At 65.3% G+C, this 26,499-nt stretch carries 21 protein-coding genes; 12 read left to right on the top strand and 9 right to left on the bottom strand.

The features are described from left to right. The first annotated feature begins 52 nt into the window (after positions 1 to 52). Positions 53 to 763: a monofunctional biosynthetic peptidoglycan transglycosylase gene (gene mtgA, locus ACQGNW_RS07710; RefSeq protein WP_426662552.1), complete on the top strand. Its 711-nt coding sequence runs from the start codon at positions 53 to 55 to the stop codon at positions 761 to 763. Between the two features lie 220 nt (positions 764 to 983). After that, positions 984 to 1,412 carry a CBS domain-containing protein gene (locus ACQGNW_RS07705; RefSeq protein ID WP_426662551.1) on the top strand — a complete coding sequence of 143 codons (429 nt, stop codon included), beginning with the start codon at positions 984 to 986 and terminating at the stop codon, positions 1,410 to 1,412. A gap of 4 nt (positions 1,413 to 1,416) precedes the next feature. Here ACQGNW_RS07705 and ACQGNW_RS07700 read toward each other — a convergent pair whose 3' ends face one another. Further along, a complete protein-coding gene (locus tag ACQGNW_RS07700; RefSeq protein ID WP_426662550.1) occupies positions 1,417 to 2,730 on the bottom strand; it encodes an NTP/NDP exchange transporter in 1,314 nt (437 codons plus the stop codon). 233 nt (positions 2,731 to 2,963) lie between these two features. Between ACQGNW_RS07700 and ACQGNW_RS07695 the strand changes: the two genes are divergently transcribed. Next, positions 2,964 to 4,262 carry a serine hydrolase domain-containing protein gene (locus ACQGNW_RS07695; RefSeq protein WP_426662549.1) on the top strand — a complete coding sequence of 433 codons (1,299 nt, stop codon included), beginning with the start codon at positions 2,964 to 2,966 and terminating at the stop codon, positions 4,260 to 4,262. A gap of 157 nt (positions 4,263 to 4,419) precedes the next feature. On the opposite strand, the gene ACQGNW_RS07690 is transcribed toward ACQGNW_RS07695, so the two are convergent. From ACQGNW_RS07690 to ACQGNW_RS07655, 8 genes are all read right to left on the bottom strand, one after another. Further along, on the bottom strand, positions 4,420 to 5,433 hold the full coding sequence (locus tag ACQGNW_RS07690; RefSeq protein ID WP_426662548.1) for an energy transducer TonB: 1,014 nt from the start codon (positions 5,431 to 5,433) through the stop codon (positions 4,420 to 4,422). Positions 5,434 to 5,822: 389 nt separating this feature from the next. Further along, complete coding sequence (metJ, locus tag ACQGNW_RS07685) at positions 5,823 to 6,350, bottom strand: met regulon transcriptional regulator MetJ (protein WP_426662547.1); 528 nt, start codon at positions 6,348 to 6,350, stop codon at positions 5,823 to 5,825. Between the two features lie 626 nt (positions 6,351 to 6,976). Then, positions 6,977 to 7,372 carry a glycine cleavage system protein GcvH gene (gcvH, locus tag ACQGNW_RS07680; protein ID WP_426662546.1) on the bottom strand — a complete coding sequence of 132 codons (396 nt, stop codon included), beginning with the start codon at positions 7,370 to 7,372 and terminating at the stop codon, positions 6,977 to 6,979. 157 nt (positions 7,373 to 7,529) lie between these two features. Then, positions 7,530 to 8,630 carry a glycine cleavage system aminomethyltransferase GcvT gene (gene gcvT, locus ACQGNW_RS07675; protein ID WP_426662544.1) on the bottom strand — a complete coding sequence of 367 codons (1,101 nt, stop codon included), beginning with the start codon at positions 8,628 to 8,630 and terminating at the stop codon, positions 7,530 to 7,532. A gap of 74 nt (positions 8,631 to 8,704) precedes the next feature. Next, on the bottom strand, positions 8,705 to 9,343 hold the full coding sequence (locus ACQGNW_RS07670; protein WP_426662543.1) for an alpha-ketoglutarate-dependent dioxygenase AlkB family protein: 639 nt from the start codon (positions 9,341 to 9,343) through the stop codon (positions 8,705 to 8,707). After that, positions 9,327 to 11,210 (bottom strand): adenylyl-sulfate kinase, encoded by a 1,884-nt coding sequence (cysC, locus tag ACQGNW_RS07665; RefSeq protein WP_426662542.1) that lies wholly within the window; start codon positions 11,208 to 11,210, stop codon positions 9,327 to 9,329. The genes ACQGNW_RS07670 and cysC overlap by 17 nt, the downstream gene beginning before the upstream one ends. Then, positions 11,210 to 12,127, bottom strand: a complete 918-nt coding sequence (gene cysD, locus ACQGNW_RS07660; protein WP_426662541.1) for a sulfate adenylyltransferase subunit CysD — start codon at positions 12,125 to 12,127, stop codon at positions 11,210 to 11,212. Before cysD ends, cysC begins: the two co-directional genes overlap by 1 nt. Positions 12,128 to 12,268: 141 nt before the next feature. Further along, positions 12,269 to 13,666, bottom strand: a complete 1,398-nt coding sequence (locus ACQGNW_RS07655) for an amidase (protein ID WP_426662540.1) — start codon at positions 13,664 to 13,666, stop codon at positions 12,269 to 12,271. A gap of 492 nt (positions 13,667 to 14,158) precedes the next feature. Between ACQGNW_RS07655 and ACQGNW_RS07650 the strand changes: the two genes are divergently transcribed. From ACQGNW_RS07650 to ACQGNW_RS07610, 9 genes are all read left to right on the top strand, one after another. Beyond that, entirely contained in the window at positions 14,159 to 15,769 is a 1,611-nt protein-coding gene (locus ACQGNW_RS07650) for an electron transfer flavoprotein-ubiquinone oxidoreductase (protein ID WP_426662539.1), read from the top strand. A 49-nt stretch (positions 15,770 to 15,818) separates the two neighbouring features. After that, positions 15,819 to 17,912: a glycosyltransferase gene (locus ACQGNW_RS07645; RefSeq protein WP_426662740.1), complete on the top strand. Its 2,094-nt coding sequence runs from the start codon at positions 15,819 to 15,821 to the stop codon at positions 17,910 to 17,912. Positions 17,913 to 18,039: 127 nt separating this feature from the next. Continuing rightward, positions 18,040 to 18,786: an electron transfer flavoprotein subunit beta/FixA family protein gene (locus ACQGNW_RS07640; RefSeq protein WP_426662538.1), complete on the top strand. Its 747-nt coding sequence runs from the start codon at positions 18,040 to 18,042 to the stop codon at positions 18,784 to 18,786. A gap of 109 nt (positions 18,787 to 18,895) precedes the next feature. Further along, complete coding sequence (locus ACQGNW_RS07635) at positions 18,896 to 19,837, top strand: electron transfer flavoprotein subunit alpha/FixB family protein (RefSeq protein ID WP_426662537.1); 942 nt, start codon at positions 18,896 to 18,898, stop codon at positions 19,835 to 19,837. A 15-nt stretch (positions 19,838 to 19,852) separates the two neighbouring features. Next, positions 19,853 to 21,202, top strand: a complete 1,350-nt coding sequence (locus ACQGNW_RS07630; protein WP_426662536.1) for a phosphohexomutase domain-containing protein — start codon at positions 19,853 to 19,855, stop codon at positions 21,200 to 21,202. Positions 21,203 to 21,228: 26 nt separating this feature from the next. Next, positions 21,229 to 22,017: a hypothetical protein gene (locus ACQGNW_RS07625; RefSeq protein ID WP_426662535.1), complete on the top strand. Its 789-nt coding sequence runs from the start codon at positions 21,229 to 21,231 to the stop codon at positions 22,015 to 22,017. Positions 22,018 to 22,394: 377 nt separating this feature from the next. After that, positions 22,395 to 23,147 carry an NAD-dependent epimerase/dehydratase family protein gene (locus ACQGNW_RS07620; protein WP_426662534.1) on the top strand — a complete coding sequence of 251 codons (753 nt, stop codon included), beginning with the start codon at positions 22,395 to 22,397 and terminating at the stop codon, positions 23,145 to 23,147. After that, the gene (locus ACQGNW_RS07615) at positions 23,144 to 24,121 is read left to right on the top strand and encodes a glycosyltransferase family 2 protein (RefSeq protein WP_426662533.1); all 978 of its coding nucleotides are present in this window, start codon (positions 23,144 to 23,146) and stop codon (positions 24,119 to 24,121) included. Before ACQGNW_RS07620 ends, ACQGNW_RS07615 begins: the two co-directional genes overlap by 4 nt. Positions 24,122 to 24,322: 201 nt before the next feature. Further along, a complete protein-coding gene (locus ACQGNW_RS07610; protein ID WP_426662532.1) occupies positions 24,323 to 26,437 on the top strand; it encodes an acyltransferase family protein in 2,115 nt (704 codons plus the stop codon). The last annotated feature ends 62 nt before the right edge of the window (positions 26,438 to 26,499 follow it).

Below are 26,499 nucleotides of genomic sequence, written 5' to 3'. Positions count from 1 at the left end.
CTGTGCAATGGTCGGCGCCTATACTGCCGCGGATTGCCGCCATCCGCCTGCCATGTCCCGTCGTCCGTTCTTCCGCCGCCTGTCTCGCTGGGTCGCATTCGCCGCGCTGGCCTGGCTGGCACTCACCTGGCTGGCGGTGCTGATGCTGCGCTTCGTGCCGCCCGTCACTTCGGCGGTGATGCTGGAGCGGCACGTCGGCGCATGGGTGCACGGCGAGCGCGGCTTCCGCCTGCGCCAGCACTGGGTGCCATGGTCGCAGGTGTCGCCCTGGGCTCCGTTGGCGATGGTGGCCGGCGAGGACCAGAAGTTCCCGTACCACCACGGCTTCGACTTCGACTCCATCCACGAGGCGATCGACGCGGCCGACGACGGCGCACGCCTGCGCGGCGCCAGCACGATCAGCCAGCAGACCGCGAAGAACCTGTTCCTGTGGAACGGCCGCAGCTTCGTGCGCAAGGGGCTGGAGGCGTATTTCACGGTGCTGCTCGAACTGACCTGGCCGAAGCGGCGCATCCTCGAGGTGTACATGAACATCGCCGAGCTGGGCGACGGCATCTATGGCGTGGGCGCGGCCAGCGAGATCTATTTCCATGAACCGCCCTCGCGCCTCACGCCCGCGCAGGCGGCGCGGCTGGCCGCGGTGCTGCCCAGTCCGCGGCGCATGCATGCCGATCGCCCGAGCGCCTACGTACTGCGCCGCGCGGACTGGATCGAGCGCCAGATGCGCCAGCTCGGCGGGCCGTCCTACATCGGGAAGCGTTGAGCGTTGCGGTCGCCCGTGACCGCGGAAGTCAGGCGGGCGGCCATCGCTGGCCGCACTTCCGCTTGGCCTTTGCGACCGTCCGCGATCGCGAGAGTCGAACGGGAAGCCATCCCCGGCCGCCCTTTTCGAGATGGCGCTTCACGATCCCGCTACACCCGCCGCGAACGCCGGCGCTAGACTGATTCCGCCCCGTCCGCGGGCTCAACCGGAGGTCCTCGGCATGCGTCAGGTCAGGCATCTGCTGGAAGGCAAGGGTGGCCCCATCTACACCATCGCGCCGGACGCGCCCGTGCTGGAAGCGATCAAGCTGATGGCCGAACACCGCATCGGTGCGCTGCTGGTGATGCGCGGCGAGCAACTGCTGGGCGTGGTGTCCGAGCGCGACTACGCGCGCAAGGTGATCCTGCAGGGCCGCTCCTCGGCGCAGACCGCGGTGGCCGACATCATGCGCGGCGACCCGCTCACAGTGGGGCCGCAGACCGACGTGCTCGACTGCATGCGCCTGTGCACCGACAGCCGCGTGCGCCACCTGCCGGTGATCGAGGACGGCAAGGTGATCGGCATCATCTCGATCGGCGACCTGGTGAAGGCGGTGATCGATGCCCAGGCCGAACAGATCGAGCACCTGGAGCGCTACATCACCGGATGAAGCCTCAGGTCGTGCGCGACGCGGCGGCAGGCCCGGGCGGGAGCGGACGATCCTCCGGCAGCAGGTCCGGCGAATGCCCGGCCCGCTGCGCCACCCACACCGACGCGCTGGACACCATGGCGCCGATCAGGGCCATGCCGGCCACGCCGACGCCGAGCTTGCCCAATCCACTGACGCCACTGGTCACCAGCAGGTCGCCGAAGCGCCACACCGCGGTCTCGACGAAATTCTTGCCCTTGTAGCGCGTCTCGCGCGGCACGCGGGTGTACAGCGCGTCCACCGCCGGCTTGGTCATGCCGTAGGCGAAGCCGCGCGACATCACCATCATCACCGCCACCAGCGGGGTAACCGCCGCGCCCAGCATCGACAGCGTGGCGTGGCCACCCAGCATCACCATCAGCAGCAGCGCCACGTTCACCAGCGCCGGCAGCACCAGCCCCCAGCCGGCGCCGCGGCGGATCAGCAGCCAACGGGTCAGGGTGAGCTGCAGCATTGCGCCGAGGATGTTCACCGCCAGGTCCATGTGGGCGTAGAACGCGGTGCGCGCCGCACTGGTGACGAAGTGGGCCTTGGCATAGTCGGCCACCAGGGCGTAGGCCAGCGTGCCGATACCGTCGCCCAGCACCATCAGGATCGCCATGTAGCGCAGGAACGGCCGCGACCACAGCTCACGCACACCCGCCCACAGCGAACCGCCGATGGCATCTTCGCCATGCGTGCCGCCGGCGCTGTTGCGCACCGACAGCCGCAGCAGCAACACCAACGCCATGCCCAGCATCAGCGCAGACACCACCAGCAGCGGCGCCACGCCCAGCAGCCCCACCAGCAGGCTGGTCACCGCCGGCCCGAACACCGCGCCGGCCATGCCGCCCAGCGCGATGAGCGGGAATATGTGCCGCGCCCTCGCGCTGTCGAAGATGTCGGCCATGAAACTCCAGAACAGCGACACCACGAACAGGTTGAACACGCTGACCCAGACGAAGAACACCACCCCGAGCAGACGCGCGCCTATCTGCGCCTGGGCCAGGAACGCCGGCACGAAAGCAAGCAGGCAGGCGATGAAGAAACTGTAGCTCCAGCCCAGCAGGCGGCGGCGCGGGAAGCGCGCCACCATCGCGCCGAACACCGGGGTCAGCAGCAGCATCGCCACGAAGGTGGCGGCGTAGAACAGCGGCAGCTGCGACGACCCCACCGCGCCGCTCAACTGGTCGCGCACCGGCCGCACGATGTAATACGACGTGAGCACGAAGAAGAACGCCAGCGCGGACAGCGCGGGTTCGGCGCCCTCTCGGGTCGCGGCGGCACGGGTCGGATTCACGGGGACATCCAGCACGGGCAGGGCCCGGGGGGCTGCAAGGCTAGCACGCCCCGTGCAGTCGCTCCCTCACCGGCGATCCGCAGCCACGGCATCGCCGGCGGATCCGCGCACGCGCGGCCGCGTTGTCCCGTCGCGCAAAGTGCCGGAGAATCGGCGCGTGCGCGCGGCCAGGCATGTGCCTGCGGCGCGCTCCGTCCCCGGCGTTCAATGCGTCGACCAGCCTTTCGAAGAACATGCGGTTCCGACACCTGCCCATCGCCCTGGCGTGCACCCTCGGCCTGACCTGCACCAGCCTGCCCGCCGCAGCGGCGGACCGGACCGGCTCCCTGCCGCCCGCCGGCACGCACGCCGCCTCGGCGGAACTGCCGGAAGCGCGCATCGAGGCCACGCTCGCCGACTACCGGCGCTGGCTGGACGAACTCGACGCGCGCCACGGCGCCGCCGGTCTGGCCACGGCGGTGGTGGTCGACGACAAGGTGGTGTTCGAGCACACCCAGGGTTACGCCGATGCCGCCACCCGGGCGCCGGTGACGCCCACCACCGTGTTCCGGCTGGCCTCGCTCTCCAAGGCGTTCGCCACCGCGGTCACCGGCCTGCTGGTGGATGGCGGCAAGCTGCGCTGGGACATGAAGCTGGTCGATGTGCTGCCCTACTTCAAGCTCAAGGACATGCAGTCCGCCGACCAGGCCACCGTGGCCGACATCCTCGGCCAGCGGCTGGGCCTGCCGCACAACACCTACGACAACCTGCTCGAAGACGACGAGCCCTACCAGGAGCTGGTGCGCAAGCTGGACGAGGTCGACAACACCTGTGCCCCGGGCCAGTGCTACGGCTACCAGAACGTGGCGTTCAGCATGATCGGCGACGTGCTGTTCGCGCGCACCGGCAACTTCTTCGCCCGCCTCGTCGACCAGCGCCTGTTCCATCCGCTGGACATGCAGACCGCCAGCTACGGACGCTCCGGACTGGAATCCAGCCCGAGCTGGGCGCGCCCGCACCGCCCCGGTCCGAACCACAGCTGGATCCCGTTCGAACCCAACGAGATCTATTACCGCGTCGCGCCGGCGGCCGGTGTGAACGCCAGCATCCGCGACATGGAACAGTGGCTGATTGCGCAGATGGACGGCCGCCAGGACGTGCTGCCCGCCTCGCTGCTCGACGTGCTGCACGCACCCGCGGTCAGCACGCCGACCGAATTGCGCGCCACGCCGTGGCGGCGCGCGCGGCTCTCGGCCGCCTATTACGCGCTGGGCTGGCGCGTCTACACCTACGCCGGCGAAACGCTGATCTACCATGCCGGCGCAGTGGCCGGTTACCGCACCATGATCGGCTTCTTCCCGAAGTACCGCGCCGGCGTGGTCACCCTGTGGAATTCCGCCGGGGCGATGCCCAGCGGTCTGATGCCGATGGTGTTCGACAGCCTGCTCGGCCTGCCCCACGTGGACTGGGCCGGCGTGGAAAGCCCGGAACCGGCGAAGGCGGCGGCCAGGTTCCGGCCCGCACGCAAGGCGCGCCCGCATCGCCGCCACTGAGAGGCAGGTTTCCGGCCTCTCGGCCCGACCGAAAACTCCGTGGAGTGCGGATTCTTCACCGGCCCCGAAGCGCACCGTTGGCGACCCGGCCAGACGAAGACGGCGCATGCGATGCATGCGCCGTCTTCGTCTGCGTGAGCTGCGGTCCGATGACCGGTCAGCGCCCGGTGCTGAACTCGATCTTCTGCTGCTTGGTGCTCGCCACCGCGACACCGTCGCGCATCGCCGGCTTGAAGCGGTAGCGGCTCACCGCCTCCATGGCGGCGCGATCGAACAGGTGACGCGGCTGCGCATCGACCACGTGCACGTCCCTGGTGCGGCCTTCCGGCGTGACCGTGAAACCGACCACCACCCAGCCGCTCTGGCCCGCACGCAGGGCAGCGGTGGGATAGTTCGCCCTCACCGAATTGAGCAGCACGGCGTCGCTGGTCGGGACGCTGGCGACCGCGGTCGGAGCGGACGGCGTCTTCTCCGCCGCCGCGGCTTGCTGCTGGACCTGCTGTTTGGCCTTTGCCTGCTCGGCCGCCAGCTGCGCCTGCTGCTGTTCGGCCTGTTTCGCGGCCTGCTCCTTCTCGGCGGCGGCCTTTTGCGCGGCGAGCTGCGCGGCCTTCTGCTGGTCCTCCGCCTGCTGTTGCTGCTGGTTGGCCAGCTTGCGCTGGGCATCGAGCTTGGAGCGCAGGATGGTCAGCGTGTAGTTCGCCGGATCGGCTTTGGCCAGCAGGTCGATCTCGCGCTGCGCCTCGTTGAAGTCGCGCGAATTCACCGCCTGCTCGGCATCCGTGGCGGCATACGGGAAGGTCTCGCGCAGGGCGCTGGTCGCCACCGGGTTGCCCGGCTGCTTGGCAAGCACGCGCAGGTAGAACTCGAACGCGTTATTGCCCGCAGGCGCCAGCAGGCGCTGATCCTTCAGGGCCTTGCTGGCCTCGGCCAGCAACTGGTTGACGTCCATCGCCTGCACGTTGGCCGGCGCGGCCTCGGCGGGTGCCTTCGCCGCCGCCGACACCGCGGGCACGCCGCCGGAATCCAGGCGCATCTGTTGCTGGTAGGGGCGGATGATCAGCAGCCAAGCCGCGGCGGCAAGGGCAGCGACGATGGCGACGATGGCAACGGCAACGGGCCGGACGGCCCCGCGCACGCGACGGCGCGCGATGTGTGTATATCGGGTATCCATGGTCTCTCACCGAGTGTCGACAGATACCCGCGCTTTTTCCCCCTGTGCATCCAGGAGCGGCGAGTCCCCGGACTACGCCGCGGCGCGGATGTGCGAAAGGTAACCGCATTGCGCCGGGGGGGCAAATCGGGCGGACCTTCGTCGCAAGCTGTGATGCGCTCCGCGGCAACGGGGCGGGCGCCGTGATCCCGGGGCAACGCGCCAGGGCATGGCCGGCGCACAAAATTTCATGCGATCGTCCATGATCGCGAAGATCAAACGGGCGGCCATCCATGGCCGCACTTCTCAAAACGAAACGTCCCGGCAGGGCCGGGACGAAGTTTCCGAATCGATCTCCCCGCGCTGGGCACCGCGGGGAGACAAGTCGATGATGCTTGTTGTTGTGGTGCTTACTTCTTGGCGGTCTTGCTGGTCTTGGTGGCCTTCACCACCTTGGCGGCGGCAGGCTTCTTGGCAGCGGCCTTCTTCGCCGCCGGCTTCTTGGCGACCTTCTTCGCGGTGGTCTTCTTCGCGGCCGCCGGCTTCTTGGCGGCAGCCTTCTTCGCCGCCGGCTTGCGGACGGCCTTCTTCGCGGCAGCCTTCTTGACGGCCGGCTTCTTGGCGGCGGTCTTCTTGGCAGTGGTCTTCTTGGCGGCCTTCTTGGCAGCCGGTTTCTTTGCAGCGGATTTCTTGGCAGTGGCCATGGTTCGTCTCAGCTCCTCATCGGTTGGCAGTGGTTGCCCAGTAAAAGCATGGAGGAACGCCTCGACCAGCAAATCGCTGTTGGTGGCGTGCCTCAGATTCTTCACCTGACGTTCGGTGCGCAGGTCGGACAGCATACGCAATACATGGAGCGGAATCGAAACGGTGATCTTGCGTACCGCATTCGCTTTCTCACCGTGCTCAATGTAAGGCGTGATGTATTTCAGTGTCGCCATGTTGCCGTTCCCCGTGAACTTGGGCGAAAGCTATTCCGTAAGATTTCAGCTGTCAATGGATTTTGGTCGACAAATCAATCCGTTTCGCCAGGGGACGAGTTCCGTCCCCGCGGCCGACGCCGGAAACCGGATGCGCCGCCTGTTTTCGTTTGGATGTATAGACATCCAAACGTGCATTCCATCCAATTTCCGCGATGCCAATGAAAAGCGCCTGAAAAAAGGGGTTTTCCACTCGCAGCAACCGCGCCGCGACAAGTGGCGCGCGACGCGATCACCGCGCACGGGATAACGATCCGCCTGCCTCAGGGCAGCGCTTCCCGGAGATGAACGGGGCGCGACCGGATTCTTCGCGGGACGACCTCCACCCGGGCGTTCGGCACCCGGCACGGGCGCCTAACGCGCGCCTCCGGCAGCTCGCCGCGACCGGTGACGGCGGTGGGAATCCATCCGGCCCGACGATGCCGCCCGATGCCCGGTGACCACCATCGCGGGAAAGGCGAGCGCGTTGCCGCCGCGCATCGACGAAGCAAACAGCCGTCCATTTGCGGCACCGGCAAGACACGTGCCGGAAACGAAAACGGCCGCGCGAGGCGGCCGTTCTTCGACACGTCGGGAGACGGGGACGGTCAGTGGTCCTCGTTCTCCACCAGCTCCTCGTAGGCGCTGGCGTCGAGCAGCTGATCCAGCTCGGCGCGGTCGCTGATGCGCACGGCGAAGATCCAGCCGTCGCCGTAGGCGTCCTCGTTGATCGTCTCGGGCTTGTCGTTGAGCAGCTCGTTGACTTCCACCACTTCGCCGGACACCGGCGAGTAGATGTCCGAGGCGGCCTTCACCGACTCCACCACCGCGGCAGCATTGCCGGCGGTGACGCTGGATCCGATTTCCGGCAGCTCCACGTACACCAGGTCGCCCAGTTGCTCCTGGGCGTGATCGGAGATACCCACGCGCACCAGGCCGCCGTCCTCGACGCGGGCCCATTCGTGGGATTTGTTGAACTTCAGGTCGCCGGGAATCTCGCTCATGGTCGGGTCCAGTGTCGGGTGGGTGAACAGGGGGTCATTCTAGCCGCAGGGATGCCTGATGGAATCGACGTGATCCATGCCTGGATCACCCGCCCCGGTGGGCAGGCACCGGGGGCAGAGCCGGGAAAGCGCAGGGGGCGCCCTCCCGGCATCAGGCTCAGATGCCTTCGCAGGCCTTGCCGTCGCGCACGAACGGGTACTTCACCAGGCGCACCGGCAGTTCGCGGCCACGGATGTCGACGCGCACCGCACCCGGTTCGCCGGCCGGGATGCGCGCGAACGCCACCGCCTTCTCCAGCGTGGGCGCGAAGCTGCCGGAGAGGATCTCGCCCTCGCCGTTCGCGGTGCGCACCTTCTGGCCATGGCGCAGCACGCCCTTCTCGTCCAGCACCAGACCGACCATCACGCGCGGCACGCCGGCGGCCTTCTGCGCCTCCAGCACCTTGCGGCCGATGAAGTCGCGGCCTTCGTCCAGCGCGATGGTCCAGCCGAGGTTGGCCTCCCAGGGCGAAACGGTCTCGTCCATGTCCTGGCCGTAGAGGTTCATGCCGGCTTCCAGACGCAGCGTGTCGCGCGCGCCCAGGCCGCAGGGCTTCACGCCCGCGGCGGCCAAGGCCTCCCACAGTGCCACGGCATGCTCGGCCGGCACGATGATCTCGAAGCCGTCCTCGCCGGTGTACCCGGTGCGCGCCACGAACAGCGGCATGCCGTGCGGCCCCTGCGCCGCGGCGGCGGCGAACTTGCCGAGCTTCTCGATGCGCGCACGGTCCACCTCGTGCAACAGGCCGATCACCCGGGCGCGGGCGCTCGGTCCCTGCACCGCGATCATCGCGAACTCGGGACGCTCCTTCACCTCGACGCCGAAGGCCTGCGCCTGCTGCCCGATCCAGGCCAGGTCCTTGGCGCGGGTGGCGGCGTTCACCACCAGGCGGTAGAACTCCTCGCCGAGGAAGTACACGATCAGGTCGTCAATCACGCCGCCCTGCTCGTTCAGCATGCACGAGTACAGCGCCTTGCCGTGCACCTTGAGCTTGTCGACGCTGTTCGCCAGCAGGTGGCGCAGGAAATCCTTCACCCGCGCGCCATGCAGGTCGATCACGGTCATGTGCGAGACGTCGAACATGCCGGCATCACGGCGTACCGCGTGGTGCTCCTCGATCTGCGAACCGTAGTTGATCGGCATGTCCCAGCCGCCGAAATCGACCATGCGCGCGCCCAGCGCGCGGTGGGTGGCGTTGAGTACGGTCTTCTCGGTCATCGCAGGGCAGCCTTGGGGACGGAATGGACGCCCATTATCCCCTGCCCGCCAGCGGCTGGCCACGCTGCAGGGCGTCAAGCCGGCGGCGTATCGACCAGGCGGAAGGTGAGGTTGATCCGCGCCTGGGCCAGTTGCCGCACGCGCGGCAATTCGTGTTGGCACAACCGCTGGGTATCGCCGGCCATGCGCAGCAGGCTGCCGTGCGGCAGCACCAGATCGAGCCGGTCGCCCGGCTGCGGCGATTCGCCGCGCGCTCGGCGGCGACGCAAGCGGAAGCGCCGCGCGGCGCCCAGGCTCAGCGAGGCGATCACCGGCCGCTCGCCCAGCTCCGGTTCGTCGTCGCTGTGCCAGCCCATCGCATCGTTGCCGTCGCGGTAGAGGTTGGCCAGCACGCTGTTGAAGCGCGCGCCGCAGGTCTGCTCGACGCGCCCGCGCAGCAACTGCAGCACGGCGGGCCAGGGCCGCGGCTCGAAGCGGCTGCGCGAGTAGGTGTAGATCGCGCCGGGATCGCCGATCCAGCAGCTCAGACGGGGTGAAGCGACTTCGCGGCCGAACAGGCGGATGCGATGGTTTTCCCAGGCGATGGCCGACGCAAGTTCGGCAAACAGAGGGTCGGCTTCGCCCGGCGCCAGCCACTGCGGCCACAGCGCCACGTCGGCACCCGGCAGCGCGAGGCGCTGCCAGCCGCCCGACGCGTCAGTCGCCGCGGCCATCGTCGTGGGCCGGCAGGCCGATGCGCTCCAGCAGTTGCGCGGTCAGCTGTTCGGCCAACTGCTCGGCGCGCAGGCCGGCGGTCTGCAGGTGCACCTCGGGCGATTCGGGTTGCTCGTACGGTGCGTCGATGCCGGTGAAGTTGCGGATCTCGCCGGCGCGCGCCTTGCGGTACAGGCCCTTGGGATCGCGCTGCTCGCATTCGGCCAGCGGCGTATCCACGAACACCTCGATGAACTCGCCGTCGTCGAACAGCTCGCGCACCGAGCGCCGCTCGCTGCGGTAGGGCGAGATCGCGCTGACCAGCACGATCAGGCCCGCGTCCACCATCAGGTGCGCCACCTCGCCGATGCGGCGGATGTTTTCCACGCGGTCCTCGGGGGTGAAGCCCAGGTCCTTGTTGATGCCGTGGCGCACGTTGTCGCCGTCCAGCAGGTAGGTGTGGTGGCCCAGCGCGTGCAGGCGCTTCTCCACCAGGTTCGCGATGGTGGACTTGCCGGCGCCGGACAGGCCGGTGAACCACAGGCACAGCGGCCTCTGCCCCATGCCGGCGCCGCGCACCGCCTTGTCCACGTCCACGTGCTGCCAGTGCACGTTGGCGGAGCGCGTCAGCGCGAAGTCGATCATGCCGCAGGCCACGGTGGCGTTGCTCTGGCGATCGATCAGGATGAAGCCGCCCAGCGTGCGGTTGGTGGCGTAGGGCTCGAACGCGATCGCCTCGTCCAGGCCTACCGTGCAGTAGCCCACCTCGTTGAGCGAGAGGTGGCGCGCGGCGAGCCTGGCCTGGGTGTTCACGTCCACCTTGTGCTTGATCGACATCACGCGCGCATTGACCGTGCGCATGCCGATCTTCAGCCAGTAGGTGCGATTGGGCAGCAGCGCGTTGTCGCCCAGCCACACCAGGTGGCAGGCGAACTGGTCGGCCACCGGCGCGGGGCGCAGCGCGTCGGCGATCACGTCGCCGCGGCTGGCGTCCAGCTCGCGGTCCAGGCACAGCGTCACCGCCTGCCCTTCGCCGGCGCTGTTGAGGTCGCCGTCGGCGGTGACGATGCGCGTGATGCGTGCGCGCTGCACGCCCGGCTGCACCACCACCTCGTCGCCCCTGGCCACGCGGCCGCCGCAGATCGTGCCGGCGTAACCGCGGAAGGTATGGTCGGGCCGGTTCACCCACTGCACCGGCATGCGGAAGTCGGCGGCGCGGGCGGGCGTGGCGTCGGCCGCCTCCAGCAGTTCCAGCAGGGTCGGCCCCTGGTACCACGGCAGGCGCGCGGAGCGCGCGCCCACGTTGTCGCCGCCCGGCGCGATCACCGGCAGGCAGTCGACCCTGGCGATGCCCAGCGTCTGCGCGAGCGCCTGGTAGGCCTCGGTGATCTCGCGGTAGACGCGCTCGTCGCAGCCCACCAGGTCCATCTTGTTGACCGCCAGCACCACCTGGCGGATGCCCAGCAGGCTGCAGATGTAGGAGTGCCGGCGGGTCTGCGGCAGCAGGCCCTTGCGTGCGTCCACCAGCACCACCGCCAGCTCGGCGTTGGAGGCGCCGGTGGCCATGTTGCGTGTGTACTGCTCGTGGCCCGGGCAGTCGGCCACGATGAAATGGCGGCGCGCGGTATGGAAGTAGCGGTAGGCCACGTCGATGGTGATGCCCTGCGCGCGCTCGGCGTCGAGGCCGTCGGTGAGCAGCGCGAAGTCCAGCGCGTCGCCGGCGTCGGCGTGCAGGCGCTGGCTGTCGCGCCGGAGCGCGGCGAGCTGGTCGTCCGGCACCATGCCGGCGTCGTACAGCAGGCGGCCGAGCAGCGTGCTCTTGCCGTCGTCCACGCTGCCGCAGGTGATGAAGCGCAGCAGGCCCTGGCCGGTGGTTGCGGCGTCCATCAGAAGTAACCCTCCTGCTTCTTGCGCTCCATCGAGGCAGTCGGGTCGTGGTCGATCACCCGGCCCTGGCGCTCGGAACTGCGCGAATCGGCCATCTCGTCGATGATCTCGTCCAGCGTGGTCGCCGTGGATTCGACCGCCCCGGTGAGCGGGTAGCAGCCCAGCGTGCGGAAACGCACCATGCGCGTCTCGACCCGCTCGCCGTCGCGCAGCACGAAGCGCTCGTCGTCCACCATGATCAGCGCGCCGTCGCGCGCCACCACCGGGCGCGGCCTGGCGAAGTACAGCGGCACCACCGGGATCGCCTCGCGGCGGATGTACTGCCACACGTCCATCTCGGTCCAGTTGGAGAGCGGGAACACGCGCACGCTCTCGCCCTTGCGGATCTGCGTGTTGTACGTGTGCCAGAACTCGGGGCGCTGGTGCCTGGGGTCCCAGCGGTGCTGCGCGTTGCGGAACGAGAATACGCGCTCCTTGGCGCGCGACTTCTCCTCGTCGCGGCGCGCGCCGCCGATCGCCGCGTCGAAGCCGTGCCGGTCCAGCGCCTGCTTCAGCGCCTGGGTCTTCATCACGTCGGTGTGCACGGTGGCGCCGTGGATGAGCGGCGAGATGCCCTGGCGCACGCCGTCCTGGTTGACGTGCACCAGCACCTCGACGTCGCCCGCGGCGGCCACCCGGTCGCGGAACGCGATCATCTCGCGGAACTTCCAGGTGGTGTCCACGTGCAGCAGCGGAAACGGCGGCCTGGCGGGATGGAAGGCCTTGCGCAGCAGGTGCAGCAGCACCGAGGAATCCTTGCCGATCGAATACAGCATCACCGGCCGGCGGAAGCTGGCCGCCACCTCGCGGAAGATGTGGATGCTCTCCGCCTCGAGTTCGTCGAGGTGGGAAGCCGCCTGCGCGATGTCTTTGCTCATGCCCGGAACCGTGACCGACCTGGTGCGTCCGCGCAAGCGCGGTGCTGGACCGCCGATGTTACGCGATCCCCGGTCCGTGCCCGAAATAACCGGGCAACGGCGTTCAGTCCACGCCCAGCATATGCGGCTGTTGGCCGCCCCTCAGACGATCGACGGGTAGGCCGGGTCGGCATCCAGCGTGGCCGAACACGCCGCGGCCAGTTCCAGCAGGCGCAGGTCCGAGCCGCGGGCGCCCACCAGCTGCAGGCCCACCGGCAGGCCGCTCGACAGCGTGCCCATCGGGATGCTCACCGCGGGGCAGCCGGCGAGGCTGGCGAAGCTGGTGAGGTCGGCCTGGCTGTCCGGCACCGGGCCGCCCAGCGGGAACGCGCCCTGCGGCGTGGTGGGCAGCACCAGCACGTCGATCTGCGCGAACAGCCGGCGCATCTTCAGCGTCGCCGCGTCGAGCACGCGGTCGGCCTTCGCGTAGTCGGCCGCGCTCTTGTGCTCGGCATAGGCCAGCAGTTCGCGGAAGCGCGGCGACACCGGGTGCGCGGTATCGGCCAGGTCCGCGGCGAAGGTGCCCAGCATCTCGGCTTCCATCAGCAGCAGGCCGGCGCGGCGCGTGCGCGCGAAATCCCAGTCGGCGAAGTCCACCGTGCGGCGCTCGCCGAGCGCGTGGGCGAGCTTCGCCACCGCCGCCCCGAACAGCGTCGCCACCTCGGGCTCCACGCCCACCGCGGCCAGGTCCGGCAGCAGGCCGCTGCGGAGCTTGCCCGGCTCCCAGTCCGGCAACGCGAACGCGACCCGGCGCCGGCGCGAGCGGGCGTCGTCGGCGTCGTAGCCCGCCAGCACCTGCAGCAGCACGGTGAGGTCGGCCACGCTGCGCGCGAGCAGGCCCACCGCATCGAGCCGCCGCGCCGCCGGCACCAGGCCACGCGCGGAGATCTCGCCGTGGGTGGGCTTGAGCGCGTACACGCCGCAATAGCTCGCGGGAATGCGGATCGAACCGAGGCTGTCCGAGCCCACCGCGGCCGCGGCCAGGCCCGCGGCCACCGCGGCCGCGGAGCCGCCGGAGGAACCGCCCGCGCTATGACCGTGCTTCCACGGATTGTGGGTGGGGCCGTAGTGCGGGTTGTCGGTGGCCGCCCCCAGCGCGCCCTCGTCCATGTTGGTCTTGCCGACCAGCACTGCGCCCGAGGCGCGCAGCCGCGCCACCACGTGTGCGTCGTCCACCGCCGGCTGTTCGCGCCCCGGCAGGCCGGCGCGGGTGGGCCAGCCGGCGATGTCGAGGTTGTCCTTGATCGCCACCGGGATGCCGTCGAGCCGGCCGATCACGCCGTCGCGGCGGCGGTGCCCGGCCGTGCGTGCCTGCTCCTGCAGCAAGACGGGGCTCAGGCCGACGTAGGCGTTCAGTTGCGGATTGATGCGCTCGATCGCCTCCTGGATCGCCTCGGCCAGCGCCTGCGGATTGGTGCGTCCGGTGGCCATCCAGTGCAGCAGCTGGCACACGGTGGCGCGGCGCAGGTCCAGGTCGGTGATCGGCGGCAGCGAGCTCATCGGCATTCCTTAAGAGCCTGTTTATGACCTCCACATGGTCCGCGCCGGGAGCTGTTTGCGCGCAGGCCAAGGAAGAACGAAGGAGTGGATGTCCGTCCACGACTGAGTGATGACGCAGGTATGCGGGCAAACAGACCCGGCCCTTCGGGTTGCCTTGCCGTGGCCGCCATGCGGCAGCGCGCGGCTTGACCTGCCAGCCAGACAGGCGCTGCGCCACGCACCACCACCTGACGACCACGGCAAGGCAACGCGGACCATGTGGAGATCATAAACAGGCTCTCAGATGCGCTCGTCCATGAACGCGAAGATCGAGAAGCGGCCATCCTTGGCCGCACTCTTCAATGGCGTGGGCGGATTATCGCCATCACACGTGACGCTTGCGCAAGCCCGCCCCGGGTTTGCCGCGCAGGACGCGAAATCGGACAATAGCGCATTCGACGTGCCGCGCCGGCCAACGCCGCGACGGTCCACATCAGCCTGCCGGAGTCCGCGATGAGCGAACGCGAAACCATGGAATACGACGTCGTCGTGGTCGGCGCCGGCCCGGCCGGGCTGTCGTTCGCGATCCGCCTGAAGCAACTCCTGCCTGACACCACGGTGTGCGTGATCGAGAAGGCGTCCACCATCGGCGCGCAGATCCTTTCCGGCGCGGTGATCGAGCCCCAGCCGCTCGACGCGCTGCTCCCTGGCTGGCGCGACAACCCGCCGCCGGTCTGCGTGCCTGCCGCCGAGGACGAATTCTGGCTGCTGAGCAAGACCGGCGGCCGCAGGCTCCCGGTGCCGCCGGGCATGCGGAACCACGGCAACTTCATCGTCTCGCTGGGCGCCATGTGCGCGTGGCTGGCGCCGCAGGCCGAGGCGCTGGGCGTGGACGTGTTCCCCGGCTTCGCCGCCGCCGACAACATCTACAACGAGGACGGCTCCGTCGCCGGCGTGCGCATCGGCGACATGGGCGTGGCGAAGGACGGCTCGCACAAGAGCGGCTACACCCAGGGCATCGACATCAAGGCCAGGGTCACCGTGCTCGCCGAGGGCGCACGCGGCAGCCTCACCAAGCAGCTGATCAAGCGCTTCCAGCTCGACAGGGACAGCGACCCGCAGGGCTACTCGATCGGCATCAAGGAGCTGTGGCAGGTGCCCGCCGGCCGCGTGGTGCCCGGCAAGATCGTGCACAGCGTCGGCTGGCCCGCCGACAACCGCACCTACGGCGGCAGCTTCCTCTATCACCTGGACAAGGACCGCGTCGCCCTGGGCTACGTCAGCGGGCTGGACTACAGCGACCCGTGCTACCAGCCGTGGGAAGCCTTCCAGCAGTGGAAGAGCCACCCGCACGTGAAGGGGCTGCTGGAAGGCGGCAGCATCCTTTCCGCCGGCGCGCGCGCCATCGTCACCGGCGGCTGGCAGTCGCTGCCGAAGTGCGAGATGCCCGGCGCGATCCTGATCGGCGACACCGCCGGCCTGCTCAACGTGCCCAAGATCAAGGGCACGCACCAGGCGATCCGCAGCGGCATGCTCGCCGCCGAGCACCTCGCCGGCAGCGGCCTGGATGCCGCCGGCTTCGACGCGAAGCTGCGCAGCTCCGCGGCGATGGCCGAACTGAAGAAGGTGCGCAACATCAAGCCCGGCTTCAAGAAGGGCCTGTGGTTCGGCATGTTCAACGCCGCCTGGGAAACCGCGCTCGGCGGCCGCTCGCCGTGGACGCTGAAGAACAAACCCGACTGGTCCAGCCTGCACAAGCTCGGCGAATGCGAGGAACCGAAGCGCGACTACGTGCAGCGCACCCTGCCGCCGCGCGACCGCCTGGCCGGCGTCTATTTCGCCGCCACCGAGCACGACGAGGACCAGCCCGTCCACCTCAAGGTGGCCGACACCGACATCTGCGCCACCCGCTGCGTCGAGGAATACGACAACCCCTGCACCCGCTTCTGCCCCGCCAACGTCTACGAAATGGTCGAAGACGCCTCCGCCCCCCACGGCAAGCGCCTGCAGATCAACGCCGCCAACTGCGTGCACTGCAAGACCTGCGACATCAAGGACCCGTACCAGATCATCACCTGGGTCACGCCGGAAGGCGGCTCGGGGCCGAATTACCAGAACCTGTGAGGCCCGATTCGTCCATCGCCCCTGCAGTCGAAGCCCTTTCCCCGTGACGATGCGTTGGCACCTGAAACGCCTGCACTTCCTGCTGCAGCGGCTTTCCGGCAGCGTGGCCCAACGCGGCTTGCGCGGCACGGCTTCGAGAATCACACAGGAATTCCGGCAGCGCCCGCTCGTGGATTCCGCGTGGCAACTGGAGCCGCTGGACGCCCAGTTCGCGCCGCTCGCCTTGCCTTGCACCGGACGGCCGCGGGTATCGGTAATCGTCCCCGTCCATGGCAAGCTGCCCTATACGCTCGCCTGCCTGCGCTCGATCGCACGCTATGGCGCACGGGCACCGTTCGAGGTGATAGTGGTGGACGACGCCTCGCCGGACGACAGCGCCGCCACCCTAGCGCAGGTCGATGGACTGCGCCTGCTGCGCAACGAACGTAACCTCGGCTTCATCGGCAGTTGCAACGCAGGGGCTGCAGCTGCCCGTGGGGACTTCCTGCTGTTCCTCAACAACGACACCCAGGTGATGCCAGGTTGGCTGGACCGCCTGCTCGATTGCTTCGCCGAAGAGGCCGGCTGCGGCCTGGCGGGCAGCCGGCTGGCCTACCCGGACGGCCGCCTGCAAGAAGCCGGCGGTATCGTCTACGCAGACGGCAGCGCCTGGAATTACGGCCGCTTCGAGGACCGCAACGATCCACTGTTCCTCTATCGGCGCGACGTGGACTATGTCTCCGGCGCCTCGCTGATGATCGATGCCGGGTTGTTCCGGCAGGTCGGCGGCTTCGATACGCGTTACGCGCCGGCGTATTGCGAGGACATGGACCTCGCGTTCGCCGTGCGCGCCGCCGGCCGGCGTGTGATCTACCAACCCGCCAGCCTGGTGGTGCACTGCGAGGGCGTCAGCTCAGGCCTGGACCCGTTTGCCGGCGTCAAGCAATACCAAGCCATCAACCGGACCAAGTTTGCCGAGAAGTGGCGGGGGGCCCTGCAGCAGCAGCCGACGCCGCGCACGCCGGTGACGCAAGCCATCCACCACAACGGCCGCCGCCATATTCTGATCGTCGACGCGCTGGCTCCGGATCCGGCGCGCGATTCCGGCTCGCTGCGCCTGATCAACATAATGCGGCTACTGCGCGAACTGGGCTGGCACGTCACCTTTATGGCCGACAACCGCCGTGCCGACGCACACGAGATCGCCCTGCTTGGCACCCTCGGCGTGCGGGTGTTGTGCAAACCCTGGACACCGCCCCTGGCGACCTGGCTGAAGCGTGAAGGCTCCTCGCTCGACGCGGTCATGCTGTGCCGCCACTACGTGGCCCACCCGCATCTGGAACTGGTGCGGCGGCTGGCGCCACGGGCCAGGATTCTGTTCGACACGGTAGATCTGCATTTCCTGCGCGAACGACGCGCCGGCGAGCATGCAGGCAACGCCGCCCTGTTGCGCCAAGCCGAAGCATCGAAGCGGCGCGAACTGGCACTGATACGTTCCTGCGATACCAGCTTCGTGGTCAGTCCGGCCGAATGCTCGCTGCTGGCCGCGGAGGTTCCGGATGCCCGGATCGAACTGCTCTCGAACGTGCATGAGGTCTTCGGCAGGCGGGCAGACTTCGCTTCGCGTTCCGGCCTAGTTTTCGTCGGGGGGTTCGGCCATCCGCCCAACATCGATGCCGTGCACTGGCTGGTAGAAGAAATCTACCCACTGATCCGGGCACAACGGGCGGACATCCCGTTGCACCTGATCGGCGATATTCCCGAAGCGCAGCGTGCCGCCCTCGCCAGACCCGGCGTGCACGTCCATGGCCGGGTACCCGAACTCGCGCCATGGATGGACGGCTGCCGCGTCGCACTTGCGCCACTGCGCTTTGGCGCAGGCGTGAAGGGCAAGATCAATATGGCGATGAGCTACGGCCTGCCCGTGGTGGCCACCACGCTCGCCGTGGAAGGCATGCAGCTGGATCACGGGCATGACGTACTGCTCGCCGACGATAGCCGTCGTTTCGCGGACGCCGTGCTTAGGCTCCATCACAACGAGGCACTCTGGCTGCAACTTTCCGAGGCAAGCCTGGATAATGTGCGGCGACACTTTTCCTTCGAGGCCGCGCGAGCAGCCTTACTTCGCGTACTGCCGCCTGGAGCAACCGCAACCAGCAATTGAGGACGCCATCGCGCCTGACCCTCAAGCGAAAAGGCTCGCCCATACGCGCCCGCACGGAACGACGACTCAGGTTAGAATCGGAGTTTCGCTGCGCCTGCCGGCGCCTGGCAACTCGAAGGAACCGCTGATGAAGATACTGGTCGGCTACAAGCGTGTCGTGGACTACAACGTACGCATCCAGGTCAAACCCGACGGTACCGGCGTGGTGACCGACGGCGTGAAGCTCTCCGCCAACCCGTTCGACGACATCGCCCTGGAAGAAGCCCTGCGCCTGCGCGAGAAGGGTCTGGCCGAGGAAGTGGTGGTGGTGGGCATCGGCCCGGCCGACCTTACCGCGCACCTGCGCAACGGCCTGGCGATGGGCGCGAACCGCGCCATCCATGTCACCACTGCCGACGCGGTGCAGCCTCTGACTGCCGCGCGCGCCTTCCTCAGGCTGGTCGAGAAGGAACAGCCGAGCCTGGTGATCCTGGGCAAGCAGGCCATCGACGACGACGCCAACCAGACCGGCCAGATGCTGGCCGCGCTGTGGGACCGCCCGCAGGCCACCTTCGCCAGCAAGGTCGAGATCGCCGACGGCAAGGCCACGGTGACTCGCGAAGTGGACGCCGGCCTCGAAACCATTGAGGTGGAGCTGCCCGCCGTCGTCACCAGCGACCTGCGCCTCAACGAGCCGCGCTTCATCAAGCTGCCCGACATCATGAAAGCCAAGAGCAAGCCGATCGACGTGGTCGAGCTGGCCTCGCTGGGCGTCGACAGCGGCGACCACCTCAAGACCACCCACTACGCCGCGCCGCCCAAGCGCAGCAAGGGCGTGATGGTGAAGGACGCGGCCGAGCTGGTCGCGGCGCTGAAGCAGAAGGGCCTGCTGTAACCCACGTATCGCCACAGGAGCGCCCTCCGTGCGCGATCGCCGTCCTCCGGCGGGAGGCACAGCTCGCGCACAAGGCGTGCTCCAACACAGGCATCAGGAGAGTCGTTCCATGAGCAAGATCCTCGTCATCGCCGAACACCTGGACGGCAAGCTGAACCCTTCCACCGCGCGCGCCGTGAGCGCAGCCGCCGCGGTGAAGCCCGAAGCCATCGACGTGCTGGTGCTGGCCCACAACGTCGGCAGCATTGCCGCCGAAGCTGCGAAGATCGACGGCGTGAGCCGCGTGCTCACCGTGGAGCGGGCCGAGAACGCGCATCCGCTGGCCGCCGTGCTGGCGCCGCAGATCGCCAAGGCCGCCGCCGGCTACAGCCACGTGTTCGCGCCCTCGACAACGTTCGGCAAGGACGTCATGCCGCGCGTGGCCGCGCTGCTCGGCGTGGCCCAGGTCAGCGACGTGATGAGCGTGGAAGGCCCGCACAGCTTCAAGCGGCCGATCTATGCCGGCAACGCCATCGTCACCGTCGAAGCCGAGCCTTCGCACAGCGTGGTCGCTACCATCCGCACCGCGTCGTGGCCAGCCGCCGCGACCGGCGCGAACAGCGCCCCAGTCGAGGCGCTTTCTCTCGATGTGGCGCTGCCCAGCCACACCCGCTACGTCGGTCTGCAATCGGGCAAGAGCGACCGCCCCGACCTGCAGAGCGCGAACAAGGTTGTCTCCGGCGGCCGCGGCGTGGGCTCCAAGGAGAACTTCGACATCATCTTCAAGCTGGCCGACAAGATCGGCGCCGCCGTGGGCGCCTCGCGCGCTGCCGTGGACGCCGGCTACGTACCCAGCGACCTGCAGGTGGGGCAGACCGGCAAGATCATCGCACCGGAACTGTACATGGCCATCGGCATCTCCGGCGCCATCCAGCACCTCACCGGCATCAAGGACGCCGGCACTATCGTGGCGATCAACAAGGATGGCGAGGCGCCGATCTTCGAAGTGGCCGACTTCGGCCTGGTGGGGGACCTGTTCAAGATCATTCCGGAGTTGGAGCAAGCACTGTAAGCAAAAGCCGCCAGCATGAATCTCAATAGTTTCAAGGCATACGACATCCGCGGCCGAGTTCCGGATGAATTGAACGAGAATCTCGCGCGCCGCATCGGCAACGCCACAGCGCAGCTGCTAGGGCGTGGCCCGATCGTGCTCGGGCGCGACGTACGCCTCAGCAGCACCGCCCTGCAGGAAGCACTGGCGGACGGCATCATCGCAAGCGGGCGCGACGTCATCGATATCGGCCTGTGTGGCACCGAAGAGGTTTACTTCCAGACGACAAACCAGGGCGCGGCGGGCGGCATCATGGTGACCGCCAGCCACAACCCGATAGATTACAATGGATTTAAGCTGGTCCGCGAACAATCGAGGCCCATCAGTGGCGATTCGGGCCTGTGTACCATCCGCGATGCTGTTGCAGCCGGCACGTTTGTGGAAGCGGGAGGACGCGGCAAGATCGTCCAGGACACCGACAAGCGTGCCTATATCGATCACCTGCTTGGCTATGTCGATCGTGCTTCGCTCAAGCCACTCAAGATCGTGGCAAACCCGGGCAATGGCGGCGCCGGGCTGGTGATCGATGCGCTAGCGCCCCACCTGCCCTTCGAGTTCGTGCGCATCCAACACGAACCGGATGGCCGCTTCCCGCATGGCATTCCCAATCCGCTCCTGCCAGAAAACCGCGAGGCGACAGCACAAGCGGTGCGCAACCATGGAGCCGACTTTGGAATTGCATGGGACGGTGACTTCGACCGCTGCTTCTTCTTCGACGCACAAGGGCGCTTCATCGAAGGCTATTACCTAGTTGGCCTGCTGGCCAAATCTTTGCTGGCTTCGCATCCAGGAGCCAAGATCATCCATGATCCACGCCTGACTTGGAACACCATCGCCATGGTCGAACAGGCCGGCGGTGAGCACGTTCAAAGTAAGACGGGCCATGCCTTCATCAAAGACCGTATGCGCACCGAGAACGCCGTCTATGGCGGCGAGATGAGTGCTCATCACTACTTTCGAGATTTCGCCTATTGCGATTCGGGCATGATTCCATGGCTCTTGGTTGCAAGCCTGGTTTCAGGCACAGGTCAACCGCTTGCGGCCATGATCGAAGACCGAATACAGGCATATCCATGCAGTGGCGAGATCAACTTCAAGGTGAAAGACGCCAAAGCGGCAATGGATCGGGTTCTGAGTCGGTATGCGCCACTCGACCCTATCTTGGATCACGCCGACGGTGTCAGCGCAGATTTCGGGCAATGGCGATTCAACCTGCGCTGCTCCAACACGGAACCTCTTCTCCGCCTCAACGTGGAGGCTCGTGGCGATGCCAGACTGGTGCAGCATCAGGTTTCCGAGATTACCGCGTTGATCACTGCCAACTGAATGTGTCATCACCATAATTTTCCGTGATGAACAGCAACCACGTCCTGATTCACTACCACATCTTCAAGAATGCCGGCAGCAGCGTGGATGCAAGCCTGCGGCACTCATTCGGTGACCGCTGGGGTACCTTCGAAGGCCGACATGCTCATGCCATCCTGTCAAGCGATCAGTTGGCTGCATTCATGGCCGTCAACACGCATCTGTCTGCAATATCCAGCCATCTTGCGCGCCCCCCGCTTCCCACTCCTTATTGCCTACCAGTAGTCTTCCTGCGCCATCCACTGTTGCGAGCCTACTCCGTCTATCAGTACACCCGGATGGATAGCTCGCAACCCTTTTCCGATGTCGCTCTGACACTGTCGTTTTCCGACTACATCAGATGGGCCCTCAGAAAAGAGAGCGGCAGCATCGTTATCCGTGACTACCAAGTGGTACACCTATCAGATGCGTCATGGCGAGGAGGCGACATCCTCAAAGCCGTGGCCACGCAGGCCGATCTGGAGCAAGCACGCGACCTGCTGTCGAACTGGGGGATGGCAGGCATTGTCGAAGAGTTCGAGCTGTCCACAGCTGTTTTCCAATCAAAGTACAGCAAGTACCTACCCGAGCTCGAATTTCTCCCTAAATGGGATAATGCTACCTCACGCGAGACCGCCTCCTTGTCTGATCGTTTGGACCAGCTAAGGCAAATGCTCGGGGACGGCCTATATGGTGACTTCATGGAGGCCAACAGTCTTGACTTAGACCTGCATGCACATGCCCAAGCGTTACTGCACAGCGAAGCGGATTCTATAGCTGCGCCATCCACAATGTAGATACCCACCAAAGCCCTACAGCTTGCGAGTCCATACGAGGGAGCAGTGGTTTCAATCATTGCTCGACCAAGTTTTCCTGAACAGCGGTGAGGATGCACCTTTTAGCAACGATGCAATCCGGCCGAGCTCCGCACGACCAAGCCGGGCGAAGCTGCTCCCGAGAAACCGATCTGCTGAACTGCTATCTTTCAATACTTGAATCCGCACGGGTTGTAGCGATGTCATTCATCCTAGACAGGATCTGGCCGTTTCTCGCCTAGAGCCAGCGGAATCACCGATGTCGTCGATCCTTCGAGCTACGCGTGAGCGGAACGCAGCCCCTACCGGAATAGATCTATCGTGATACCTACATACACCACTATGACAACCTGCCCCCCATGATCGTCGGCAAGGGACTTCTGGCCAAAGCCTTCGAGCAACACTTCGGAGACAATCGCGACGTAGTGATTTTTGCATCCGGCGTGTCCAACTCGCTTGAAACTCGCCTGAGTGAATTCGCTCGTGAAGAGCTACTGCTGCGCGAATTGCTCGACCCCAGCATCGGTCGCTTCGTGTATTTCGGCAGTTGCGGCGCAAAGGCTGACGAGTCAGAGCTCACGGCATACATGCGCCACAAGCTGGCTATGGAATCCTTAGTGCTTTCCGTTCCACATGGGTTGGTGCTTCGCCTTCCCCAGGTAGTAAGCAGGGCGGCGAATCCTCACACGCTCACCAACTTCTTGCGCGACCGCATCGTAACTGGGGAGCATTTCACCGTCTGGAGCCGCGCCGAGCGTAACCTCATCGATATCGATGACATTGTCGACATCGCCGTCCACTTGATCCGGTGCCTCCCCCAGGAGGCAACCGCCGTTTCTGTCGCATCGCTACGATCGTTGCTCATGCCGGAAATCATCCAGATCTTCGAGCGCGTGCTCGGGCGCAGCGCAAATTGCACCTACCAGGATGCAGGCGCTCCCCTGAGCATCGACACCACAGTGGCCAGGGAAATCAGCCTCGAGCTCGGCATCGAGCTCGGCAATGGCTATGCCGAACGGATCATCAACAAGTATTACGCTACAGATTCAGTCTTCGCCTCAGACAAGTCCATCAATACTACGCAAGACAGCACACGGACGACCTCATCGTGAACATCGACGACCTCGCAAGCCATCAGACTAACGCGCCCCTGGATGTCTCCGTCGTGGTTCCGGTGTATGGCGGAAGCTCGGCCCTGGCCGAGCTGTGCGGCAGACTGGACGCCACCATGCGGGCCGCCGGCCTCGAATACGAAGCGATCCTTGTTGACGACCGTGGCCAAGCTGAGGCCTGGGGCATCATCTGTGCGATCGCAGCGCAAAAGCCGCAAGTACGCGGCCTGCGTCTAGGGCGGAATTTCGGGCAGCATGCGGCGACCATATGCGGCATCGCGCATGCTCGCGGCAAATGGATCGTCACGATGGATGACGACTTGGAGCATCCACCAGAATCAGTGCCAAAGCTGCTCGCTGCCGGGGACGAGGATCATCCCTTGGTGTACGGCGTTTTCAAGAAGCGCACCCATGCCGCCTACCGAAACATCAGTTCTGAGCTGATGCGTCGCACACTGAAGCGCGCATTCCCAGATCTCAACGAAGATTACTGCTCCTTCCGTGCCATCCGATCTCCGTTGGCAAAACAGCTCGATCGTTTCGGCCTGAACCGGCCCTACATCGACGGCATGCTTTCTTGGCTGACCTCATCCACGCGCAGTGTCGAAGTACCTCATGAACAGCGTCAGCATGGTGAAAGCACCTACACCATGCGTAAGCTGCTCTCACATGCCACGAACATCTTCGTCACGTTCTCCTATTTGCCATTGCGCATCGCAACTTTTGCCGGGGCTGGGCTGGCTGGTATCAGCTTCCTATATCTACTTTATGTAGTGTACGGAAAGCTGAGTGGCCAGATCACCAACCCCGGCTATGCCTCACTGATGTCGGTCGTACTATTCGCATGCGGCATCCAGTTACTGATATTAGGCGTGGTCGGTGAATATGTCGGACGATTGATGGGGGCAACCTTCCGCCGCCCGGTATATGTCGTGGACGGCGACACCGGCAGTCAGAAAGCACCCCAACCCTGAGTCGAAAAAATCGATTGGGACGGGCGTTGTCGCTTTTGGTGTCGGCAGAATCACCGTGAAATCTCGGATCAAAGATAATCGACGAGATTGACTCAGGACTAAATCCTGGCCTTCGACAAAGCCTGGGGCCGTACCAGTCGCGCGAAACCCACAGTTTCGACAAACTGTGCTGATGTGGGTACATCGCTCCTATAGTCATCGATGCCGCGGCGCGTAACGTCCATACGGAGTGAACTTGTGCGGCTTCATTTCATCCTCACCGACTCAATGAACACACGCAGCCAAACCTACATGCCTCACTTGGATGGACTCCGCTGCCTTGCGGTTATGTCCGTGCTGCTGTTCCACTTCGGCGTGCCAGGATGGAGAGGCGGCTACGTCGGTGTCGACATCTTTTTTGTTATCAGCGGCTACCTGATCACCAGAATCATCACCAGCGAGGTAGTCGACACAGGTAAATTCAACTTCCGCAACTTCTACGCGCGTCGCGTGCGTCGCATTCTTCCGGCACTAATTGGCACATCTGTCGTCACCACAATATTGGCGATCGCCAGCCTCACTCCGGCAGATCTAGTCGCTTACGGCAAATCCCTTGCTGCGTCGGCACTCTCGTTATCGAACGTCCTGTTCTGGTCTGAAAGTGGCTACTTCGATGCCGCATCCAAGACCAAGCCGTTACTTCATACTTGGTCGCTCAGTGTGGAAGAGCAGTTCTACTTGCTCTGGCCAGCTTTTATATATCTGAGCCACCGCTTCTTTGGTCGGAGGGGACTTGTCTGGAGTATAGCCATCGCTGGCATTGTGAGCTTCATAGCCAACTACCTAACCGTCGCTACTCACGGCGTCGGCTTCAAGTCCGACCTGTTCTTTCTGCCCCAATACCGCGTCTTCGAATTTGCCATTGGTGGCGTCGGCAGCCTTCTTATGAAAAAGCTGCCGCGATCACGCAGCCTGCACGAATTCATAATGGGCCTCGGGCTTGTATTGATCGCGTATTCGATTGCCTGGCTTCGGGACGGCATGGTGTTCCCTTATGTCAAAGGTATTGCTCCGTGCCTAGGTGCCTTGCTGATCATCGCGGGATCGGAGGCAAAGACAATCGGCACGCTGTTCACAAACCGGCTAGCAGTGTGGATCGGCACGATCAGCTATTCGCTATATCTAACCCATTGGCCCATCGTCGTTTTCGTTGGGCAGTACCTGCCAACAGCACCTTGGGCGACTCAGTTCACCTTGATGGCGGCGCTGTCTTTTGTGACCGCCACCGCCTTACACCGCTTTATCGAAACTCGCTTCCGTTACAAAGGGCCATCGACAGGACGCCTGAAGCTCGTCCCCAAGATTCTTGCCATCTCCGTAGCCATGAGCCTGCTTGGCGTGGTGGTGCTCGCCTCCAATGGGATGTTGTGGCGCTACAGCTACTTCACTCCCGGTTCCCTGTCTGACGACAAGACCGCCTTGATCAAGGACCAAGCGGACTCCTCGAAGCATCACGCCGCAAACACGACGCCATCGTTCCATCCGCTCAGCTCGGCGGACATCGATGCCGGCAAGGGGCGTCGCTTCAGAGACCTTGCGATGGCGTGCAATATCGAGGTGCTTAGCGATCCAAACCGGTGCTTCATGAATCGTCCTGTCCAGGTTCTTTTCTTTGGTAACTCACACGAGCCCGATGCCTTTAATGCTTTCAACCACATCTACGGCAAGGATCAGCGCGTCAATTTGATCAACTTTGGTACCGTAAACGATTGCGACATGGTTCTCCACGGCGACACCGCATATTCACCGCGACATGAGCTTGGTTGTGACAAACGCTTCGCAACATTGAGCGACAAAAATTTCCTGAAACACATTTCTGTCGTGGTCTACAACACCCACATGGGCTTCGATCTGGTCGCAAAGGATCTATGGCGTGTCTTGGCGATGATGAAGCGGAAGAATCCGTCTATTCATATCATAGCAATCGGCTCATATCTGCAGACGACAATTGACTGCTCGACCCTCTACAACAAGTACAAGACATACGATGCCTGCAAGAGCAGCAAATTTGTTAACCATTTCGGCCCTAACGAACGCGCAGCATCACCCATTCCACAGGTGAAGTCCCTCGATTACATCTACATAAGCAAGTATGAACTGTTCTGCAAGAATGGCGTACTATCCACCTGTACTGTTTTTGCCAACGGTGAACCAGCATTCTACGACCAAGATCATCTTTCCATGGGCTTTGCCCAATACATGGGTGACAGGATTGTGGAAACACACAGGGATGACCTTATTCGCGCTGGACTCCCAGCCCCCTCGGAACGCAAGTGATCACCGTTACTTGACTGTAGTCCGAACTGGAGGGAAGACCTTGGCGCGCTGAAGTGATTCAA

This window comes from Rhodanobacter aciditrophus (assembly GCF_050026795.1).
Lineage (GTDB): Bacteria > Pseudomonadota > Gammaproteobacteria > Xanthomonadales > Rhodanobacteraceae > Rhodanobacter_A.
The sequence above is the reverse complement of the archived record's forward strand: the minus strand, read 5'-3'. Positions and strand labels throughout refer to the sequence as shown.

What these genes read in the sequence shown, in the direction of transcription:
- mtgA (WP_426662552.1), top strand. Translation starts at nt 53, where the DNA reads ATGTCCCGTCGTCCGTTCTTCCGCCGCCTGTCTCGCTGGGTCGCATTC.
- ACQGNW_RS07705 (WP_426662551.1), top strand. Translation starts at nt 984, where the DNA reads ATGCGTCAGGTCAGGCATCTGCTGGAAGGCAAGGGTGGCCCCATCTAC.
- ACQGNW_RS07695 (WP_426662549.1), top strand. Translation starts at nt 2,964, where the DNA reads ATGCGGTTCCGACACCTGCCCATCGCCCTGGCGTGCACCCTCGGCCTG.
- ACQGNW_RS07690 (WP_426662548.1), bottom strand. Translation starts at nt 5,433, where the DNA reads ATGGATACCCGATATACACACATCGCGCGCCGTCGCGTGCGCGGGGCC.
- metJ (WP_426662547.1), bottom strand. Translation starts at nt 6,350, where the DNA reads ATGGCGACACTGAAATACATCACGCCTTACATTGAGCACGGTGAGAAA.
- gcvH (WP_426662546.1), bottom strand. Translation starts at nt 7,372, where the DNA reads ATGAGCGAGATTCCCGGCGACCTGAAGTTCAACAAATCCCACGAATGG.
- gcvT (WP_426662544.1), bottom strand. Translation starts at nt 8,630, where the DNA reads ATGACCGAGAAGACCGTACTCAACGCCACCCACCGCGCGCTGGGCGCG.
- ACQGNW_RS07670 (WP_426662543.1), bottom strand. Translation starts at nt 9,343, where the DNA reads ATGGCCGCGGCGACTGACGCGTCGGGCGGCTGGCAGCGCCTCGCGCTG.
- cysC (WP_426662542.1), bottom strand. Translation starts at nt 11,210, where the DNA reads ATGGACGCCGCAACCACCGGCCAGGGCCTGCTGCGCTTCATCACCTGC.
- cysD (WP_426662541.1), bottom strand. Translation starts at nt 12,127, where the DNA reads ATGAGCAAAGACATCGCGCAGGCGGCTTCCCACCTCGACGAACTCGAG.
- ACQGNW_RS07655 (WP_426662540.1), bottom strand. Translation starts at nt 13,666, where the DNA reads ATGAGCTCGCTGCCGCCGATCACCGACCTGGACCTGCGCCGCGCCACC.
- ACQGNW_RS07650 (WP_426662539.1), top strand. Translation starts at nt 14,159, where the DNA reads ATGAGCGAACGCGAAACCATGGAATACGACGTCGTCGTGGTCGGCGCC.
- ACQGNW_RS07645 (WP_426662740.1), top strand. Translation starts at nt 15,819, where the DNA reads ATGCGTTGGCACCTGAAACGCCTGCACTTCCTGCTGCAGCGGCTTTCC.
- ACQGNW_RS07640 (WP_426662538.1), top strand. Translation starts at nt 18,040, where the DNA reads ATGAAGATACTGGTCGGCTACAAGCGTGTCGTGGACTACAACGTACGC.
- ACQGNW_RS07635 (WP_426662537.1), top strand. Translation starts at nt 18,896, where the DNA reads ATGAGCAAGATCCTCGTCATCGCCGAACACCTGGACGGCAAGCTGAAC.
- ACQGNW_RS07630 (WP_426662536.1), top strand. Translation starts at nt 19,853, where the DNA reads ATGAATCTCAATAGTTTCAAGGCATACGACATCCGCGGCCGAGTTCCG.
- ACQGNW_RS07625 (WP_426662535.1), top strand. Translation starts at nt 21,229, where the DNA reads ATGAACAGCAACCACGTCCTGATTCACTACCACATCTTCAAGAATGCC.
- ACQGNW_RS07620 (WP_426662534.1), top strand. Translation starts at nt 22,395, where the DNA reads ATGATCGTCGGCAAGGGACTTCTGGCCAAAGCCTTCGAGCAACACTTC.
- ACQGNW_RS07610 (WP_426662532.1), top strand. Translation starts at nt 24,323, where the DNA reads ATGCCGCGGCGCGTAACGTCCATACGGAGTGAACTTGTGCGGCTTCAT.